Origin of the sequence: Nonomuraea fuscirosea (assembly GCF_035917475.1) — a bacterium.
Classification (GTDB): domain Bacteria; phylum Actinomycetota; class Actinomycetes; order Streptosporangiales; family Streptosporangiaceae; genus Nonomuraea; species Nonomuraea fuscirosea.
In genome coordinates this window covers 9,048,632-9,069,153 of record NZ_CP109074.1, presented here as the reverse complement: position 1 = coordinate 9,069,153, position 20,522 = coordinate 9,048,632, and the positions used below count along the sequence as shown (strand labels likewise).

Sequence of the window (20,522 nt, the reverse complement as noted above, 5' to 3'; positions counted from 1 at the left end):
AGCGGTTGTTTCGCTGGCCGCGGCGTTATGTGGCGTGCCCGCCGCCCAGGCCGACCAGGTCGCTCAGGCCGCCCGGACCGCTCAGGCGTACCCCTTCCAGAACCCGGCCCTGCCGCTCGACCAGCGCGTCACCGACCTGCTCGGCCGGCTCACCCTCGACGAGAAGCTGAGCCTGCTGCACCAGTCGCAGCCGGCGATCCCGCGCCTCGGCATCGCCTACCACAAGAACGGCACCGAGGCGCTGCACGGCGTCGCCTGGTCCAACCACCGTGACGACGACTGGAACCAGAAGTTCGCCGCCGGCACCGTCTTCCCGCAGGCGGTCGGGCTGGCCAGCACCTGGGACCCGGCGCTGATCAAGAAGGTCGGCTCAGCGGTGGGTGACGAGACGCGCGGCTACAACGCCGTCGATCCCGTCCTGTGGGGCCTGCAGGTGTGGGCGCCGGTGGTCGACCTGCTGCGCGACCCGCGCGCGGGGCGCAACGAGGAGGGCTACTCCGAGGATCCGCTGCTCACGGGGGCCATCTCGACCGCGTACGGCAAGGGGCTGCAGGGTGACGACCCCTTCTACCTCAAGACCGCGCCCGTGCTGAAGCACTACCTGGCCTACAACAACGAGACCGACCGCAGCCTCACCTCCTCCAACCTGACGCCCAAGCTCAAGCACGAGTACTACGAGCCGGCCTTCAAGGCGGCGATCTCGGCCGACGCCGCGACCGGGGTGATGGCGTCGTACAACCTGGTCAACGGGCGGCCCAACCACGTCAACCCGGACCTGAACGACGTGGTCAGGACCTGGACCGACCGGACGCTCTACCACCCGAGCGACGCCTGGGGCCCGCACGCGCTCACCGACCTGGAGCGCTACTACGACGGCAAGCCCGAGGCGTTCGCCGCGGTGCTGAAGGCCGGGCTGGACAGCTTCACGATCGACGGCAGCGACCTCGGGCCGATGCTGACCAACCTCAAGGCCGCGCTCGACCAGGGCCGCATCACCGTGGCCGACGTGGACAAGTCGGTACGCCACGTGCTGTCCATCCGGACCCGGCTGGGCCACTTCGATCCGGACGGCGGGCCGTACGCGCGGATCACGGCGGACGTGATCGGCAGCGCGGCGAACAAGCGGCTCAACCGGGAGACCGCCGGCAAGGCGGCCGTGCTGCTGAAGAACTCCGGCGTGCTGCCCCTCGGCAAGCCCAAGTCGGCCGCCGTGGTGGGGCCGCTGGCGGATCGGCTGTACCGGGACTGGTACTCGGGGCAGCTCCCGTACCAGGTGACGCCGCTCGACGGGATCAAGGAGCGGGTCGGCTCCGTCACCACCGGCGAGGGCCTGGAGCGCGTCGCGCTCAGGCACCTCGACTCCGGCAAGTACGTCACCGCGACCGGCACCGGGCCCGACGACAACGCCGGGCTGATCGACACCGCGCCGGGCGCGGCGTCGCAGTGGGACCTCACCGACTGGACCGGCGGCGTCTCCACACTACGCAACGCGGGCAACGGCCGGCTGCTCGGCGGCGACTGGCGCTCGCTCGACACCGACGACGCCGAACCCGACGGCTGGTACGTCTCCCAGCAGTTCGCACTGGAGAAGCAGGCCGACGGCAGCCACCTCATCCGCTACGCCGGATACGAGACGGTCGAGAGCTGGTTCGGCCTGCCCGACGCGTACGTGGGCGTCACCGACGGCGCGCTCGCCCTGGTGCCGAAGGCGCAGGCGGCGAAGTTCGCCAAGGAGGTCGTCTCCGACGGCATCGCCGCGGCCGCCGCGCGCGCCGCCGAGGCCGAGGTCGCGGTGGTCGTGGCGGGCAGCCATCCCTTCGTCGCGGGCCGCGAGTTCCACGACCGCGACGATCTGCGGCTCGGCGCCGGACAACTGCGGCTGATCGAGGCCGTCCGCAAGGCCAACCCGCGCACCGTGGTCGTCCTGGAGACGAGCTATCCGGTCGTCGTGGACGCCCCGACCCTGCTGTGGACCACGCACGCGGGCGCGGAGACCGGGCACGCCGTCGCCGACGTGCTCTTCGGCGACGTCAACCCCGGCGGCCGGCTCACCCAGACCTGGCCCGCGGCCGGCGCGCTGCCGAGCCTGCTGGACTACGACCTGGTCAAGACCGGGATGACGTACCTGTACGGCAAGGACAAGCCGCTCTACGCCTTCGGCCACGGCCTGAGCTACACCTCCTTCGGCTACCAGGGCCTGCGCGCGCACGGCGACCAGGTGAGCGTCAAGGTCACCAACACCGGCAGGGTGAAGGGCGACGAGGTCGTCCAGCTCTACACCCACCAGCGCGACTCCCGCTTCGCGCAGCCGGTCAAGCGGCTGCGCGGCTTCCAGCGGATCACGCTCGCCCCGGGCGAGACGCGGACGGTCACCTTCCCGCTCAAGCGGTCGGACCTGGCCGTCTGGGATCACACCCGGGGCAGGTGGGTGGTCGAGGAGGCCACCCACGACGTCCTCGTCGGCTCCGCCTCCGACCGGATCCGTCAGCGCACCACGCTGCGCGTGCCCGGCGAGACCGTCCCCGTGCGCGACCTGACCAGGACGACGCGGGCGATGGACTTCGACGACTACGCGGGCGTCGCCTTCGCCGACGAGAGCAAGGCGCGGGGCGAGGTGGTCGAGGGCTCGGCCGGTGACTGGGTGGCGTACACCGGGGCTTCGTGGGGCTCGCGCCTGACGGCCGCGGTGGCCTCGGTGGGCGGCGGCTCGTTCGAGGTGCGCCGCGGCTCGCCGACCGGCGCGCTGCTGGCGACCGTGCCGGTGCCCGCCACGGGTGAGATCTACACGTACGGGACGGCGAGCGCTTCGGTGCGGGCCGGCACCGGGAGCGTCTACCTGGTGTTCAAGGGCGATCTGCGGATCAGGGACTTCGCACTCGCCCGATGAGGACACACGCCTGTTGAGGACACTCGCCCGATGAGGACTCCGGCGGGCGGCCGCGAGCATGGTCGTGGCCGCCCGCCGGGCTTGCCCTCCATTGGATAGTCGTGTTATCTATTACTTGGATAACACGACTATCCAAAAGAGGTGTCTCATGACCGTGATCGTTCTGCTGGTCGCCACGCTGGCGTTCCGGCTGCTGGGAGTGCTGGGTGTGGGCCGGTTCGGCACGTGGCGGGTGAGCGCGGCCCATGGCTTGGCCGTCATGCTGGTCATGACCGCCGGCGCCCACTTCGTCCCGGCTGGCGTGACCTTCATGCCCAACTACGCCGACATGCTGGCCATGGTGCCGCCGTTCGTGCCGTTCCCCGGCTTCATGGTGTATCTGAGCGGCGTGCTGGAGCTGGCCGGGGCGGCCGGGCTGGTGCTCGGGCGCACCCGCAAGGCCGCCGGGATCTGCCTGGCGCTGCTGTTCCTGGCGCTGCTGCCGGCGAACGTGCACGTCGCCGAGGCCGGCCTCGTGGTCTCCTCGCCGCTCTGGCAGCGCATCCCCGAGCAGGCGCTGTACATCGCGATCGCCCTGTGGGCGGCGCTCCCGTTCACCGCCCGCTCGGAGGCCGCGCCCGTGGAGCGGGTGAGTGCCTGACGGGCCGTCCGGCCGCCGAGGACGGGAGTGGGTGGGCTGCCTAGCGGACCGTCCAGCCGCCGTCGATGACCAGTGTGTGTCCCGTGATCAGCGACGCCGCGGGGGAGGCGAGGAAGAGCACCGCCCCCGCGACGTCAATGGGCTCGCCGATGCGGTGCAGCGCCGCGATCCGCTCGATCACGTCGGCCTCGAACTCCGGGTCCGACAGGGCGGGCGCGGTGCCGGGGGTGCGGATGAACGTGGGGGCGACGTTGTTGACCGTGACGCCGTGCGGGCCCCATTCGACGGCCAGGCAGCGGGTCAGGTGGGCGATGGCCGCCTTCGTCATGCAATAGACGGACTCGCCGGGCAGGGCCACCTCGCCGGCCTGTGACCCGACGTTCACGATCCGCCCGTACCCCTGCTCGATCATCACCCGGCCCGCCGCCTGGCTGGCCAGGAACGTGCCCTTCAGGTTGACCTGCACCGTCCGGTCGAAGTCGTCCTCCGTCACCTCCTCGGCCGGGTTGCCCGGGGCGATGCCGGCGTTGTTGACCAGGATGTCGATCCGGCCGAACCGCTCCACCACCGCGCGCACGGCTGCGGCGATCTGGGCGGGCGCGGTCATGTCCATCTGCAGCGGCAGCGCGGCCCGGCCCAGCCCGCGGACCTCGCCGGTCAGCCCGCCGTCGGCTTCGGCGTCCCGGAAGCCGAGCGCGACGTCGGCGCCGGCGTTCGCCAGGGCCAGCGAGATCGCCCGGCCCAGACCCCGTGCCGCGCCCGTGACCAGCGCGATCTTTCCGTCCACGCGGTAGTCGGGAAACGTCGTCATGCGTGCCTCCTTGGTGGGCATTAATTCGTTGTCTATCCAAACTATTGACCGTGGGTGCGCGCGTGTGTGAGCCTGCTGATGAGCTCATGCGCGAAGGCGCGGCGACGGTCAGGGTCCTGCACTCTGCTCGTGCATGGCGGTCGTCTGACGCCTTGGGGACGCCTGCCGGCGTGCCCGGAAAGGAAGAGCCGCGCATGCGAAGAAGATTATTCGTCATGCTCACGACCGTCGCCGTGCTGATCGCGGCGGCGATCGTCCGGATGTCGCCGGTCTCGGCGGTCGCCTCGGATCCGTACGCGTACCAGAACGTCAGGATCGACGGCGGGGGCTTCGTGCCCGGCATCGTCTTCAACCCGTCCGAGCGGAACCTCATCTACGCCCGCACCGACATCGGCGGCGCGTACCGGTGGAACCAGTCCACCAAGTCGTGGACCCCGCTGCTCGACTGGGCCGGCTGGGACAAGTGGGGCTACAACGGGGTGATCAGCCTGGCCACCGACCCCGTGCAGACCAACCGGGTGTACGCGGCCGTCGGCATGTACACCAACAGCTGGGACCCGAACAACGGCGCCGTCCTGCGTTCCACGGACAAGGGCGACACCTGGCAGGTCACGCCGCTGCCGTTCAAGCTGGGCGGCAACATGCCCGGCCGCGGCATGGGTGAGGCGCTGTCGGTCGACCCGAACGACAACCGGATCCTCTATCTCGGCGCTCCCAACGGCAACGGCCTGTGGCGCAGCACCGACTACGGCGCGACCTGGTCGAAGGTGACCGGTTTCCCGAACGCGGGCAACTATGCGCAGGACCCCGGCGACCCCAACGGTTACCTGAGCCACCGTCCCGGCGTGGTCTGGGTGACCTACGACAAGCGTTCGTCGACCGCGGGCAGCGCCACCAGGACCATCTACGTGGGCGTCGCCGACAAGGAAAACACCGTCTACCGCACCACCGACGGCGGCAGCACCTGGTCGCGGCTGGCCGGCCAGCCCACCGGGTACATCGCGCACAAGGGGGTGCTCGACACCGTGAACGGCTACCTCTACCTCGCCACCAGCGACACCGGCGGCCCGTACGACGGCGCCAAGGGCGACGTGTGGCGCTACGCCACCGCCACCGGCACCTGGACCCAGATCAGCCCCGTCCCGTCCTCCAGCGCCGACGACTACTTCGGTTACAGCGGCCTGACCGTCGACCGCCGGAATCCGGGCACGATCATGGTGGCCACGCAGATCTCCTGGTGGCCCGACGTGATCTTCTTCCGCTCGACGGACTCCGGCGCCACCTGGACCCGGGTGTGGGACTGGACGTCGTACCCGAGCCGCAGTTTCCGCTACACGATGAACATCTCCGAGAACCCCTGGCTCACCTTCGGCGCCGACCCGCAGCCGCCCGAGGTCGCCCCCAAGCTCGGCTGGATGACCGAGTCGCTGGAGATCGACCCGTTCGACTCCGACCGGATGATGTACGGCACCGGCGCCACCATTTACGGCACCGAGAACCTCACCCGGTGGGACGCCGGCTCCCAGTTCACGATCAGGCCGATGGCCAAGGGGCTGGAGGAGACGGCGGTGCTCGACCTCATCAGCCCACCCAGCGGCGCGCCCCTGGTCAGCGGGCTCGGCGACATCGGCGGGTTCCGGCACACGAACCTGGACGCCGTACCGCCGATGATGTTCACCGCGCCGGTCTTCACCTCCACCACCAGCCTCGACTACGCGGAGAAGGCGCCCTCGATCATGGTCAGGGCGGGCAACTTCACCGACGCCGACCGCCCGAACGACAGCCACGTGGCCTTCTCCACCGACGGCGGCGCCACCTGGTTCCAGGGCACCGAGCCCGGCGGCGTCAACGAGGGCGGCACGGTCGCCGCCGCGGCCGACGGCTCCCGCTTCGTCTGGGCGCCCAAGGGTGTGACGCCCGTCTACTCGGTCGGTTACGGCAACTCCTGGCAACAGGCTTCCGGCCTGCCGACGGAGGCCGTGCTGGAGTCGGACCGGGTCAACCCGCGCAAGTTCTACGGGCTCGGCGGAGGACGCCTGCACCTCAGCACCGACGGCGGCGCCACCTTCACCGCCACCGCCGCCACCGGCCTGCCCGCGAGCGGCAAGGTCAAGGCCGTGGCCGGCGTCGAGGGTGACGTGTGGGTGGCGGGCGAGGGCGGCATCTGGCACTCGACCGACAGCGGCGCCTCCTTCGCCAAGCTGTCCGGCGTCACGAACGCGGTCAACGTCGGCTTCGGCAAGGCCGCGCCCGGCGCGACGTACCCGGCCGTGTACGCGGTGGCCACCATCGACGGCGTCACCGGCCTGTACCGGTCGGACACCGGCGGGTCGGCGTGGGTGCGCATCAACGACGACCAGCACCAGTGGGGCAACATGGGGGAGGCGCTGACGGGGGATCCGCGCGTGTACGGGCGCGTCTACCTGGGCACCAACGGGCGCGGCATCATCTACGGCGACCGCACGGGCCCGCCGGTGACCGTCACCCCCACACCGACCGTCACCCCCACGGTCACCCCGACCGTGACCCCCACCGTCACCCCCACGACCGGCACCGGCTGCACGGCCACCTACCAGCCCGGTAACTCCTGGCCCGGTGGCTTCCAGGCGAACGTCACCGTCAGCAACACCGGCGCCGCGCCGATCACCGGCTGGCGGGTGACCTGGACCTGGCCGGGAGACCAGAAGATCACCAACCTCTGGGGCGGCACCCCGGCCCAGACGGGCACGAGCGTCACGGTGACGAACGCCGGCTACAACGGCGACGTGGCGGCCGGGGCGACGACGTCGTTCGGCCTCAACGGCTCCCACACCGGCACCAACACCCCACCCACCACCCTCACCTGCACCCCGGCCTGACGGCCTGAAACCACCGAGGACCGCACGGGACTCCACCCCCGTGCGGTCCCGCCGTCCGTGCTGATGATGTCTCGACAGGGACGGGGAGGTGTCGGCCGAGGACGCGACGCCGGCGGCCAGGAACGCGCTGCTGGAGATGATCGACCACCTGGGGGAGCGGGGGTGGAGCGCGCAGCAGGCGTACGCGATCTGCAGCGTGGCGGTGGACCTCAAGGTGAGCCGGCTCGTGGACGTGCCCAGCTTCCTGGTGTCGGCGTTCCTCCCGGAGGACGTCGTCACCGACTAGCGCGGGCGGTCAGAGGTCTTCCAGCAACGCGGCGGGCGTCGGCTCGTCCGCCCGTTCACCCACCGGCTCGTCCGCGTGCCCATTCGACTCGGGCGCGTCGTGGTCGGACAGGCCGGTGAGGATGACGGCGAGCTCGGCCCGCGTGTGGATGCCCAGCTTGCGGTAGATCCGCGCCAGATGGGTGTCCACGGTGCGCTTGCTGATCGACAGGACGGTGGCCACCTCCAGGTTGCTCATCCCGCGCAGCACCAGGTCGGTGACCCGGCGTTCGCCGACGGTCAGTGGATGGCCGTCCTGGCCGTTGGCGGACGGCGCGGCGGGGCGGCGCGGCGCGGTGGCGGCCCGGTGCTTGTCGGCGAGCGCGGCCAGCCGGACGGCGCCGCAGTCGGCGGCCAGCCGCAGCGCCATGGCCAGCGTCTCGTGCGCCTTGCCGGTGTCGCCCGCCTGGCGTTGCGCGATGCCGAGGCGGAGCATCGCCCTGGCCTGTTCGAGCCGGGCGCCCCGGTGGGCCAGCAGGTCCACCGCCTCGTGCAGCATGTCGAGCCGGGTGGCGCCCTCGTGGGCGACGCTGCCCGCGCTGAGCGCGCGGGCGATCGTGGTGGGCGCGCCCCAAGCCCGGGCCAGCTCCAGCTCGCGCTCGGCCACCATGCGGGCGGCCGAGCGTTCGCCGGACAGGGTGTAGGCCAGGATCGTGTTGGTGCCCCAGGGCACGCAGGCCGGGTTGGTGATGCCGGCGGCGGTCAGGCGGCGTCCGCACTCCAGCAGGGTCAGCAGCCCGTCGCGGGGCCGGCCGTGGGAGAGGTGCACGCGTCCCAGCGCGTCCAGGACGTGGCCGGAGATCAGCGGGTGCCAGTCGCCGTACGTCCTGACCGTGCCGAGCGCGGTCTCCGCGGCCTCCAGCTCGCCCCGCTCGACCAGGATCCTGGCGGCGCAGGCGGTGGCGGCGGCGTGGAAGCCCTCAGCCTGGACCTCGCGGGCGCTGGCGATGGCGTCGTTGGCGTCGCGCAGCGCCGCGGCCAGGCTGCCGAGCTGGTAACGCACCTCGGCCCTGGCTAACAGTGCCAGGGCCAGCCTGGTGCTGGAGCCTTCGTCCCTGGTCTCGCTGACCAGCCGTTCGGACCAGTAGGAGGCCTCGTCGAGGCGGTCGCCCCACACGAGGGGCAGCACCGCGGTCACCGGGACCGCGCCCTGGCCGTCCATGCAGCGGCGGGTCTGGGCGAGCATGCGCGGCAGGTTGCGGCCGCGCGCGCCGGTGGCCAGGGCGAGCGCGCTGAGGAACTCCCTGGCGGCGGGGGTGAGCAGCGTGCCGAACGACCGGCCCAGCCGCCGTACCCCGATCTGTCCCGCCGAGCGGCCCCACAGCAGTGCCTGGGCGGCGAACAGCAGGGCCAGGTCGGCGCCGGCGAACTGCGGCGTCGCGGCCGCGGTGGTCGCCGCCTCGGCCAGCACCTCGCCCGCCTCCGCGGAGTTCACGGTGACCAGGAGGTCGGCGAACGGGGTCATCGACATCAGCGCCTGCGGCGCCCGCTTGACCCGGCCGTAGACCGTACGCAGGTGCCGCAGGCAGGCGGGCAGGTCGCGGTGCTTCTCGACGGCGCCCAGCTCGGCGGTGACCTCCAGCACGGTGTCGCGGTCGTCGGTCTCGGCCAGCGCGCGGTGCAGGTAGCCGGTCGCGTCCTGCCAGGCGTGGTTGCCGCCGGCCTCCTCCGCGGCCTCGCGCAGCACGGTCACGGTCAGCGGGTCGCCGGTCGGGCCGGCCGACATCAGGTGCCTGGCCGAGCTGCTCAGCGGCGCGCCGAGCCGGTGCAGCAGCGCCGCGGTACGGCGGTGCAGCCGGTCGCGCTCATCGGGGTCCATGCCGGCCAGCACCGCCTGCTGCACGCCCGGATGCGGGAACCGGCCTGGCGGCGAGCCCGTGATCAGCCCGAGAGCGCGCAGCCGGGCCGCGGCCACCCGCGCCGCGTCCTGACCGTGCCCGGCGAGCATGGCGGCCAGCTCCAGGCCGTCGTCGGGCGCCACCACGGCCAGGGCGCGGAGCAGGTCCACGCCGGCCGCGTCGGCGCCGGAGTCGCTGTCGGTCAGCCAGCCGAGCGCGGTCTCCGTCATCGCCGCCGCGCCCGCCTCCAGCACCCGGGGCAGCTCGTCGCGGGTCGCGCTCACGCCGGTCCTGGCCAGCCGGGTGGCCAACTCGTGCAGCAGCGCGGGGTTGCCCCGGGTGAGCTGGTGGCAGGCGAGCGCCACCTCGGCGTCGACCTGCTGCTCGGCGGTGCCGAGCTGGCAGGCGAGCAGCCGCCGCGCGGCCAGGTGGGGCAGCGGCGCGGGCCGCAGCAGCCGCATGTACGGCAGCGCCGCCAGGTCCCTGGCGAGGTCGTTCCCCCCGGACTCGCCGGGGTCGGCACTGGTGAGGATCATCGCGATGGGCAGGCCGTCGAGCCGCCTGGCGATGTAGGAGCACCATTCTGAGGACTGCTGATCGGCATGGTGCACGTCGTCGACGGCGATGATCAGCGGCTGGTCGCCGGTGAAGCTGCGGGTGGCGCGGTAGAGCCCGTGCAGCACGTCGGGGGTGACGGCGTCCTTCCGCTCCTCGTCCAGCGTCAGGCCGGTGGGCGGCGCGCGGCCGGCCGCCATGAGCGGCTCGAACAGCTGCCGGATGACGCCGAAGGGGTGCTCGCGCTCGGCGGGGTGGCCGCGGGCCATGAGCAGCACCGCGCCCGTCTCGGCCAGGGTCGACAGCGCCGCGTTGAGCAGCGTGGTGCGGCCCATCCCGCGCGCGCCCTGGATCAGCAGCACGGACGGACTCGACCCGCGAATCCTGGACAGCACTTCCCGTACAGCGGCTAGTTCTACGTCACGGTGTAGCAGCGTCTGCCCGGAAGACATCGCTACTCCAAAAGCTTGGCCCCCTGGACTGTCACAAGGATCATCCCGCCATGGACAGGTCGCCTGTCAATAGCTGACGGACAAATCGGACAATTATGACGACACGATGTCAGATCTCACATCGGCCCCGCGACCGGGTGAATGCGCATTCCCGGCCCCTCGTATACGTATTCCACCGCCCCCGTACGGCTGAATGCGTACGCCGGAATTACGTCTTTACACGGCAGCGGGCCCGATGCAACTCTGCGATCAAAGAAAGCACGAATGACAGCGGCAATGACAGCAGCAAGATGAGGACCCAATACGGGGAGCGCCATGGACCGCCCACGTCTCAAGGCACACTTCACCGCTCAGGTGATCGACGGGTCGAAAGTTTTCCTGCTGGCCGACGGCCAGCACTATCGAGTGCAGGCCGCGGGGGCCGGCAGGCTCCTGCCCTATTTGGACGGGCGGCACACGGTCGCCGAGATCGCCGCGACGCTCAGCGGCGAGCTGCCACTCACCCAGACGCTCACCGCTCTGCGCAAGTTCGCCGCGTTCGGGGTGCTCGCCGAGGGGCGGCCGGACTGGCCGGAGGGCACGCTGGCCTTCTGGGACGCGCAGGGGATCGATCCCGTCCGGGCGCACGCCGCGCTGGAACGCGCCGAATTCACCGTGGTCGCCTGCGGGGACGCCGACGCCGGGCCGGTCGAGGCCGTGCTGCGCGAGCACGGGCTGCGCATCCGTACGAGGACCGTCGAGGACGAGGCCGCGGGTCCGGGGGGCGAGCTGTCGGTCGTCGTCACCGGCGACTACCTCGATCCCGCGCTGGAGCGGCTCAACACCGCCTACCTGGCCGCCGAGCACCCGTGGGCGCTGGTGAAGCCGTCCGGGATCACGCTGTGGGTGGGCCCGGTGCTGCGGCCTGGCCGTACCGGCTGCTGGGCCTGCCTGGCGCAGCGGCTGGCCGGGAACCGGCAGGTCGAGCGGTATCTGGCGGGCAAGCGCGGAGGCGGCATGCCCTACCATCCGGCCCGCGAGTCCGTGCCCGCCGGCCCCTCGGTCGCGGGCGGGCTGCTGGCGGTGGAGCTGGCCAGGATCGCGGTCGCCCGCGACGGCGGCACGAACCCGCCCGCCCGCCTCGAAGGCAGCATGACCACGGTCGACCTGCGCTCGCTGGCCACCATGGAGCACACCGTCATCCGGCTGCCGCAGTGCCGGGCCTGCGGGGATCCGGCGCTGATCAGCGAGCGCAGCCCCAAGGTGATGCTGTCGGCGCGCGACGCCAGGCACGTCACCGACGGCGGCTACCGGATCGAGCCGCCCGCGCGCACGTACGCGAGGTTGGAGAAGCACATCAGCCCGCTCATCGGCGCGGTGACCAGGCTGCACACGTTCGCAGAAGAGGACAACGGCGTCACCTACAGCTTCACCGCCGGACACAACTTCGCCATGATCGGCGACAACATGGACCTGCTGCGGCGCAACCTGCGCGGGCAGAGCGGCGGCAAGGGCCGCACCGAGGTCCAGGCCAGGGTGAGCGCCCTGTGCGAGGCCATCGAGCGCTACTCCGGCGTGTGGCGCGGCGAGGAGCCGGTGACCGAGGCCGCCTACGCCGACCTCGACCCGGCCGTGGCCGTGCATCCGGAGAGCCTGCTGCACTTCTCCGACGGTCAGTACGCCGGCCGCGAGGAGTGGAACAAGGACCCGGCGCACCGCCTGCACCTGGTGCCCGAGCGCTTCCGCACCGACCTGCCCGTCGACTGGTCGCCGGCCTGGTCGCTGACCGAGGGGCGCGAGCGGCTGGTGCCCTCGGGCTACGCCTGGTACGGCCACCCCGACCTGGAGCGGCACTTCTACTGCGTGGGCGACTCCAACGGCAACGCCTCGGGCAACTCCGTCGAGGAGGCCGTGCTGCAGGGCTTCTGCGAGCTGGTGGAGCGGGACGCGGTGGCGCTGTGGTGGTACAACCGGGCCAGGCGGCCGGCCTTCGACCTCGACTCGCTGCGCGACCCGTACGTGGACACCGTGCGCGAGTTCTACCAGGGCATGGACCGCGACATCTGGCTGCTCGACATCACCACCGACCTCGGCATCCCGGCGTTCGTGGGGGTGTCGCACCGCAAGGGACATCCGGTCGAGGACGTCATCGTCGGCTTCGGCGCGCACCTGGACCCGCGCATCGCCGCCATCAGGACGCTGACCGAGGTCAACCAGTTCCTGCCCTCGGTGGAACGGCGGGACGAGCAGGGCAACACCCTCTACCTGGACGACGACGTGGCCACGCTCGCCTGGTGGAAGGAGACCAGGCTGGCCGAGCAGCCGTGGCTGGTGCCCGACCCCGCGCAGAGCCCGCGAACGCTCGGCGACTACGCGCTCTCGGGCGGCGAGGACCTGGCCGCGGACGTCGAGACGTGCGTGAACAGGGCCGCCGCGGCCGGGGTCGAGGTCGTGGTGCTCGACCAGAGCCGGCCCGACCTGGAACTGAGCGTCGTCCGGGTGATCGCGCCCGGCATGCGCCACTTCTGGCGGCGGCTCGGCCCCGGCCGGCTCTACGACGTGCCGGTCTCGCTCGGCTGGATCCCGCGGCCGAAGGCGGAGGACGAGCTCAACCCCGTCAGCGTCTTCTTCTGACGGTCCCGGGGGCCGTGCGGTGAACGAGAGAGGAACCCGGCGTGAGTGAGACGAAACGGCGGCTGCGGCGTGAGGCGAGTCTGACCGAGGCGGACGGCGAGGTGCGCATCTCCTCGCCCGCCGGTTCGCTGGGGCTGCGCAACCCGCCGGAACAGCTGGTGGCCGCCCTGCGCGTGCTGGCGGCCGGCGATGTGACGGAGACGGCGCTGGCGGCCACGGTGGGCGAGGCCGGGCTGCTGCGCTGGAACCTGCTGCTGCGCCGCCTGGCCAAAGGCGGCCTGCTGGAGTACGGCACGCCCCTGGCCCGGCTGCGCCCGATCGGCGCCGGCCCGGTCGAGCCGGGCCCGCTGCCCGCCGCCGGCGCGCGGATCAGGTTGTCCAGGTTCGCCGTGGTGACGGCGGAGGACGGCGTGCTGAGCGTGCGCGGCCCGCGCAGCCCCGCCGTGGTGGAGCTGGCGCCGGAGGCGGCCGGTCTGCTGGGCCGGATGGCCGATTGGACCACCCCGGCCGAGCTGGGCGCCGACGAGGTGCTGCGCTTCCTGGCCGCCGCCGGGGCGCTGGCCACCGACACCGAGGACGGTGACCTGACGCTGGCTCAGTGGCAGCCCCGTGACCTGTGGCTGCACGCGCACAGCAGGGGGTCACGGATCGCCGGCCGTTACGGCGGGACGTACCCGTTCAAGGAACGTTTCGAGCCCCTGCCCGAGACCCCCGCCCCCTTCGGCGGCAAGCGGATCGAGCTGACCGCCCCAGATCTGGAGACGCCGGGGCCGGGCCTGACCGAGACGCTGGAGCGCCGCCGCTCCGTACGCGAGCACGACCAGGACGCCCCGATCACCCTCGACCAGCTCGGCGAGCTGCTCTACCGGTCGATGCGGCAGCGGGCGGCCTTCGACTCGCCGGACGGCCAGCGGCTGGCCGACCGGCCCTATCCCTCGGGCGGGTCGGTGCACGAGCTGGAGGTCTACCCCCTGGTCGTCTCCTGCCAGGGCCTCGATCCCGGGCTGTGGCACTACGACACCGCCGGGCACGCGCTGGAGCTGGTGTCGGAGCCGTCCCCGGCGGTGCAGGCGCTGGTGCAGCGGGCCAGGGCGGCGGCGCTGCTCGCGCAGGATCCGCAGGTGCTGCTGATCGTCACCGCCCGCTTCGGCCGGGTGATGTGGAAGTACGAGACGATCGCGTACTCGCTGGTGCTCAAGCACGTCGGCGTGCTCTACCAGACGATCTACCTGGTCGGCACCGCGATGAACCTGGCCGTGTGCGGGCTCGGCGGCGGCGACGCCGACGACTTCGCGCTCGCCAGCGGCCTCGACTACCTGAGCGAGGGCAGCGTGGGCGAGCTGGTCCTCGGCAGCAGGCGGGGATAGGGCGATGAAGTTCCGGTTCAAGGCGCTGCAGCGGATGCGCGAGCCAGACGAGCTCGACTCGCCGACGCTGCTGGCCTCGCCGCGCGGCTGGATCGCCACGTTCGTGGTGCTGATCATCGTGGCGGCGGCGTCCGTCTGGTTCTTCGCGGGGCGGCTGCCGGTGACGGTGCCCGCGGCGGGGCTGCTCACCCATCCCGCGGGCACCGCCAGGCTGCAGAGCCCGTACGGCGGCACGGTCCGCTCGATGCTGGTCCGCCCCGACGAGGCCGTGCAGAGGGGCCAGGAGGTGGCCGTGATCACCGTGGACAGCGGGCGGGACCGGACGGTGCACAGCCCGTTCACCGGCCGGGTGGTCGCCTTCTCCGCGGTGGACGGGCACGTGGTCGGCCAGGGGGAGGAACTGCTGCTCATCGAGCGCACGGACACCCCCGACGACCGGCTGGTGGCGATGCTGTTCGTGCCGGTGGACCGGGCGATGGGCGTGGTGCCGGGCAAACCCGTGGACCTGTCGGTCTCCTCGGCCCCGCCCGGCGCGTTCGGGCTGCTGCGCGGCCGGGTGCACTCCGTCAGCTCCTATCCGGTCATGCTGGAGCACGCGGCCGACCTGGTGGGCGGCCTGGAGGCGGCCCGCGGTTACCTCAAGGGCGTCCCGGCCAGGCTCGTCATCGTCGACCTCGAACGCGACCCCGCCACGCCGTCCGGCTACGCCTGGTCCACCCAGAACGGGCCGCCGGCCCGCCTGCAGTCGCAGGTGTCGGTGGCCGGCGCGATCGGCCTGGGCAGCCAGACTCTGTTCGACCTGCTGCTCGGGCGCTGAAGGGGGAGATGTGACGACCACGAGCGCTCCCGCGCAGGCGAGCCCGCCGGCCCCGCCACCGTCACCGCCACGACCTGCCAGGCGGTGGCGGTGGCGGCGGCGCACGCCGACGGTGATCCAGATGGAGGCGGTGGAGTGCGGGGCCGCCTCGCTGGCGATGATCCTCGCGTACTACGGCAAGTTCGTCCCCCTGGAGGAGCTCCGCTCGGCCTGCGGCGTCTCCCGTGACGGCGCCAAGGCCTCCAGCGTGATCGCCGCCGCCCGCCGCTACGGGCTGATCGCCAGGGGCTTCCAGATGGAGGCGGAGGACCTGCGCTCCCTGACCGGGCCGGCCATCGTGTTCTGGGCGTTCCAGCACTTCATGGTCCTCGAAGGGGTGCGCAGCCGGTTCGGCAGGAAGGCCGTGGCGGTCAACGACCCGGCCGGCGGCCCGCGCATGATCGACTGGGACGACTTCGACTCGGGCTTCACCGGCGTGGTGCTGACCTTCGAGCCGGGGCCCGGCTTCCGGCCAGGCGGGCGGCCCACCCGGGTCGGGCAGGCGCTGCTGACCCGCCGCATGCCGTCGGGGCGGGCGCTGCCGCTGGTGCTGCTGGCCAGCCTGCTGCTGGTCGTCCCCGGCATCATCGGGCCCGCGTTCAGCCGGGTGTTCATCGACCGGGTGCTGACCGGGCGCGATCCCGGTTACCTGCTGCCGCTGCTGTTCGGCGTCGGCTTCACGGCTCTCGCGGTGTTCGTGCTGACCTCGGTGCAGCGGCACTACCTGCTGCGCATGGAGATCAGGCTCGGGCTGGTCAGCTCGGCCCGCTTCTTCCGGCACCTGCTGCGACTACCCGTGGAGTTCTACCTCCAGCGCCGGCCCGCCGAGGTGGCCAAGCGGGTGCAGGCCAACGACACCGTCGCCGAGATCCTCTCCCGCGACCTGGCCATCACCCTGGTCAACCTGGTCCTGGTGCTGTTCTACGGCATCGTCCTGATCCGCTACGACCTGCTGCTCGGCCTGGTCGGGGTGGGAATGGCGCTGGTCAACATCCTGGTGCTGCGGCAGGTGTCCAGGGCGCGCACGGACGCCGTGGCCGCGCTCCGCGCCGACCTGGGCAACCTCACCTCGACCACGTTCAACACGCTGCAGCTCATCGAGACCGTCAAGGCCACCGGCGCGGAGCCCGCCGCGTTCCAGCGCTGGTCGGGCTTCCTGGCCAAGGCGGTCACCGCCAAGCAGCGGCTGGGCGTGGCCACGGCCACGCTGACCGTCGTGCCGCCGCTGCTGGCCGGGGTCAACAGCGGGCTCATCCTGCTGATCGGCGGCCTGCGGGTGGTGGACGGCGTGATCAGCGTGGGCATGCTGGTGGCCTTCCAGACCCTGCTCACCTCGCTGTCCAGGCCGGTCACCCAGCTCACGAACCTGGGCGGGCAGCTCCAGGACATCTCCGCCGACGTCTGCCGCCTGTACGACGTCGAGAAGTACCCCGTGGCCACCACCTTCGAGCGGCGCGAGCCCGTACGGGAGCGGGAGGAGGGCCGCCTGGACGGGCGGCTGGAGTTCGACCGGGTGACGTTCGGCTACAACGCGCTGGCCACGCCCGTGATCAAGGACCTGTCGTTCACGCTGGTGCCGGGACGCAGGGTGGCGATCGTCGGCAACTCCGGCAGCGGCAAGTCGACCGCGGGCAAGCTGGCCGCGGGCCTCTACGTGCCGACCTCCGGCCGGGTGCTGCTCGACGGCCTGCCCAGGGAGGACCTGCCCAGGGAGGTGGTGGCCGCGTCGGTCGCGTACGTGGACCAGGACATCACCCTGTTCGAGGGCACCGTGCGCGACAACCTCACCCTGTGGAGCGACGACGTGCCGGACGAGGTGGTCGTCTCCGCGCTGCGTGACGCCGCCCTGTTCGACCTGATCGCCACCAGGCCGGGCGGTCTCAACAGCGGCGTGCTGGAGGGCGGGCGCAACTTCAGCGGCGGCCAGCGGCAGCGGCTGGAGCTGGCCAGGGCCCTGTCGCTGCGGCCGACCCTGCTGATCCTGGACGAGGCGACCAGCGCGCTGGACCCGGAAACGGAGCGGACCATCGCCGACCACCTGCGCAGACGCGGCTGCGGCTGCCTCATCATCGCCCACCGGCTGTCCACCGTGCGCGACGCCGACGAGATCATCGTCCTCGACCGGGGCGAGGTGGTCGAGCGCGGCCGGCACGCCGAGCTGCTGGCGCTGGACGGGCACTACGCGGAGCTGCTCAGGAGCTCGCGCAGGAACGGGGAGGCGGGATGACGACGCCGCTGCTCTCGTCGTTCTCGCCGTTCTTCACCGACGCGGCCACCCCGGTGGACTACTCCGCCGACAACCTGTTCGTCCTGTCGGGCGTGCGCGAGGTGCTGCTGGTCGAGCGGGGCGAGGTCGACCTGTTCGCCGTGCGCCTGGAGAACGGGCGTCCCGTGGGCCGCTGGAACTACCTGTGCCGGGTCCGCGAAGGCACCCTGCTGCCCGGCGCGCCGCGCGGCCCGCGGCACGGCATCGTGGGCCGTCCCGTGCCCGGCTCGGTCGTCTCGCGCGTCCCGCTGGCCAGGCTGCGCGAGCTGGCCGGCACCGGGCGCTCGGCCACCATGTCCACCGCCGACTACGGGCTGGCCGTCAAGCAGCTCGTCCGCGGCCTGGAAGCGGGCATGGTGTCGCTGGCCACGGCGCTGCGCGACGGGCTGCCCCCGCGCGAGTTCGTTCCCCTGGCCTCCGACACGGTCACCGTGCTCGGTCAGCACCGCGCGGCCAGGTCGGTGGACGGCGTGCGCTGGCTCAGCGTCGAGGAGGGCGCGGTCGAGATGCCCGACGGCGTGGCCGGCGTGCTGACCGCGGGCGCCGAGCTGTCGGTGACTGAACGGGACTGGGTGGTCGCCACCACCCCCACCCGGCTGCGCTCCAAGTCCACCTGGCAGCTGCTGGCGGACGAGACGCTCTGGAGCCGCTGGGTCGAGCACGCCATCCGCTTCCTCTACACCGTGGACCGCCGGGTCGAACGGCAGCGGGCCCGCGAGCTGCGCTCGCTGGAGCGCAGGAAGGAGCAGGAGTCGGCCACCACCGTAGCGGCCCGGCGCAGCTTCGACACGCTCGTGCGCGACACCGAGGCCAAAGTGCGCCTGGCCGACGTCACCGCCGACCCGCCGGCCCTGGCCGCGGCCCGGCTGGTGGCCTCGCATGGCGGCTTCACCGTCACCGCGCCGCCGCCGGGGAGCAACAGGGAGGTCGATCCGCTGCAGGCGATCGCCCTGGCCTCGGGGGTGCGGACCAGGTCCGTCCGGCTCGACGACGGCTGGTGGAAACGGGACATCGGCCCCATGGTGGGCTACCTGCGCGACGACGAGACCCCCGTGGCGCTGCTGCCGATCGGCTCGCGGTACGTGCTCGCCCAGCCGGGCCAGAGCCGGGTCACCCCCGTCACCAGGGCGGTGGCGGCCACGCTGTCCAACAAGGCCGAGGTGCTCTACGAGCCGCTGCCGCGCGAGGTGCGCACGGTGGCCGGGCTGCTGCGCTTCGGGCTGGCGCGCAACGGCCACGACCTGTGGGTGCTCGCCTCGCTCGGCACGATCGTGGCCGTCATCGGCCTGCTCGTGCCCGCGATGACCGGGCTGGTGCTGGGCACGTTCGTGGCGCGGGCCGAGCGCGACCTCATCGTGCAGGGCGCCGCGCTGGTGATCGGCGGCGCCTTCGTGGCCGGCGCGCTGTCGATCGTCCAGAACGTGGCGGCGCTGCGCATCGAGGGCCGCGCGTCCGCGCGGGTGCAGGCCGGCGCGTGGACCCGGCTGCTGTCGTTACCCGTCACCTTCTTCGGCCGATACTCCACCGGCGAGCTGGGCACGACCGTGCTGGGCGTGAGCGCGGCCCAGGAACTGCTCTCCGGCGTGATGACCACGGCCACGCTCGGCCTGTTCGGCGGCCTGGCCAACCTCGCCCTCGTCTACGTCTACGACGTCCGCCTCGCGCTGCTCGCGACCCTGCTGGTGCTGGCCGGCGTGCTGGTGTGCGCGGTCGCCGGCTTCTTCGAGGTACGCCTCCAGCGCCGCCTGTACGAGCAGGAGCAGCGGCTGTCGTCCCGGGTCTTCCAGCTCCTGTCGGCGGTGCCCAAGCTGCGCGTGGCCGCCGCCGAGGACCAGGCGTTCGCCGTGTGGACCCGCGACTTCACCAGGACCAGGGCCACCTCGGCCAAGGCCAGGCGGCTGCAGAACCTGGTCACCACGTTCAACGCGGGCTTCCCGCTCGTCTGCTCGTGCGTGATCTTCGCCGTGGCGGCCGGGCCGATGCGCGGGGAGCTGCCGATCGCCGCGTTCCTCGCCTTCTTCACCGCCTTCAGCCTGCTCATCGCCTCGGTGCTGCAGTTCACCGGCGCGGCCATCACCGCCATGAGCATCGTGCCGATGCTGGAGAAGCTGGCGCCCGTCCTGGAGGTCGAGCCGGAGGACGACGCGGGCAAGGCCGACCCCGGCGACCTGTCGGGCCGCATCACGTTGTCCAAGGTCTCCTTCCGCTACGGCGCGGACGGCCCCAGGGCGCTGAGCGAGATCGACCTGTCGATCGAGCCGGGCGAGTTCGTCGCGATCGTGGGGCCGACCGGCAGCGGCAAGTCCACGGTCCTGCGCCTGCTGCTCGGCTTCGAGCAGCCCGACTCGGGCAGCGTCATGTACGACGGCCAGGACCTGGGCGAGCTCGACCTCGGCGCGGTGCGCCGGCAGTGCGGGGTGGTGCTGCAGAACGGCGCCCTGCTGGCCGGCGACATCAGGCAGAACATCGTCGGCAGCACCAGCCACACCATCGACGACGCCTGGGAGGCCGCCGCGATGGCCGGCATCGACGGCGACATCACCGCCATGCCGATGGGCATGCACACCGTCCTGTCCGAGGGCACCCACACGCTCTCCGGCGGGCAGCGGCAGCGCATCATGATCGCCAGAGCGCTGGTCTCACGCCCGCGCATCGTCTTCTTCGACGAGGCCACCAGCGCCCTGGACAACCCGGCGCAGAACGTCATCGCCGAGAGCACCCGCAGGCTGAACGCCACCCGCGTCGTCATCGCCCACCGGCTGTCCACCATCAGGGACGCCGACAAGATCCTCGTGCTCGACGGCGGGCGCGTCGTCCAGCAGGGCACCTATGACGAGCTGCTGGGCGACGAGCAGGGCCTGTTCGCGCGCCTGGCCCGGCGGCAGATCTGACGGCCCGCGTGAACGGCGAGATGGACGGCCGGTCGCCGTTCCTGCGAGGTGATGAGGCCGAGTTGCGGCGCTGCGACGTGGAAGGATGTCACGATAGTGCCGACCGGAGCTCTGCCCGCTCCCCGACGATCCCGAGGGCAGGGTCTCCCAGGAAGGTAGGCGAC

At 72.2% G+C, this 20,522-nt stretch carries 10 protein-coding genes and 1 pseudogene; 9 read left to right on the top strand and 2 right to left on the bottom strand.

The window, feature by feature from the left end; translation table 11 throughout:
• Positions 1-34 precede the first annotated feature (34 nt).
• Together OIE67_RS41195 and OIE67_RS41190 are read left to right on the top strand one after the other, a co-directional pair.
• Positions 35-2,887 carry a glycoside hydrolase family 3 protein gene (locus tag OIE67_RS41195; protein WP_326630704.1) on the top strand — a complete coding sequence of 951 codons (2,853 nt, stop codon included), beginning with the start codon at positions 35-37 and terminating at the stop codon, positions 2,885-2,887.
• A 148-nt stretch (positions 2,888-3,035) separates the two neighbouring features.
• On the top strand, positions 3,036-3,527 hold the full coding sequence (locus OIE67_RS41190) for a DoxX family protein (RefSeq protein ID WP_326630702.1): 492 nt from the start codon (positions 3,036-3,038) through the stop codon (positions 3,525-3,527).
• Between the two features lie 40 nt (positions 3,528-3,567).
• Here OIE67_RS41190 and OIE67_RS41185 read toward each other — a convergent pair whose 3' ends face one another.
• On the bottom strand, positions 3,568-4,338 hold the full coding sequence (locus OIE67_RS41185) for an SDR family NAD(P)-dependent oxidoreductase (RefSeq protein ID WP_326630700.1): 771 nt from the start codon (positions 4,336-4,338) through the stop codon (positions 3,568-3,570).
• A 194-nt stretch (positions 4,339-4,532) separates the two neighbouring features.
• Between OIE67_RS41185 and OIE67_RS41180 the strand changes: the two genes are divergently transcribed.
• Positions 4,533-7,196: a cellulose binding domain-containing protein gene (locus tag OIE67_RS41180; protein ID WP_326630698.1), complete on the top strand. Its 2,664-nt coding sequence runs from the start codon at positions 4,533-4,535 to the stop codon at positions 7,194-7,196.
• Positions 7,197-7,278: 82 nt separating this feature from the next.
• A pseudogene (locus OIE67_RS41175) lies at positions 7,279-7,482 on the top strand (acetamidase/formamidase family protein); the annotation flags it as partial.
• Positions 7,483-7,491: 9 nt separating this feature from the next.
• On the opposite strand, the gene OIE67_RS41170 reads toward OIE67_RS41175, so the two are convergent.
• Positions 7,492-10,365, bottom strand: coding sequence for an AAA family ATPase (locus tag OIE67_RS41170; protein WP_326630696.1), 2,874 nt, complete (start codon positions 10,363-10,365; stop codon positions 7,492-7,494).
• Positions 10,366-10,680: 315 nt separating this feature from the next.
• On the opposite strand from OIE67_RS41170, the gene OIE67_RS41165 reads away from it, so the two are divergent.
• The 5 genes from OIE67_RS41165 to OIE67_RS41145 are packed head-to-tail and all read left to right on the top strand — an operon-like array spanning position 10,681 to position 20,358.
• Positions 10,681-12,978: a TOMM precursor leader peptide-binding protein gene (locus OIE67_RS41165; protein WP_326630694.1), complete on the top strand. Its 2,298-nt coding sequence runs from the start codon at positions 10,681-10,683 to the stop codon at positions 12,976-12,978.
• Between the two features lie 41 nt (positions 12,979-13,019).
• Entirely contained in the window at positions 13,020-14,345 is a 1,326-nt protein-coding gene (locus OIE67_RS41160) for a SagB/ThcOx family dehydrogenase (RefSeq protein ID WP_326630692.1), read from the top strand.
• Positions 14,346-14,349: 4 nt separating this feature from the next.
• Entirely contained in the window at positions 14,350-15,162 is an 813-nt protein-coding gene (locus OIE67_RS41155) for an HlyD family efflux transporter periplasmic adaptor subunit (RefSeq protein ID WP_106236392.1), read from the top strand.
• A 10-nt stretch (positions 15,163-15,172) separates the two neighbouring features.
• Complete coding sequence (locus tag OIE67_RS41150; RefSeq protein WP_326630689.1) at positions 15,173-17,428, top strand: NHLP family bacteriocin export ABC transporter peptidase/permease/ATPase subunit; 2,256 nt, start codon at positions 15,173-15,175, stop codon at positions 17,426-17,428.
• Positions 17,425-20,358, top strand: coding sequence for an NHLP bacteriocin export ABC transporter permease/ATPase subunit (locus tag OIE67_RS41145; protein WP_326630687.1), 2,934 nt, complete (start codon positions 17,425-17,427; stop codon positions 20,356-20,358). Before OIE67_RS41150 ends, OIE67_RS41145 begins: the two co-directional genes overlap by 4 nt.
• The last annotated feature ends 164 nt before the right edge of the window (positions 20,359-20,522 follow it).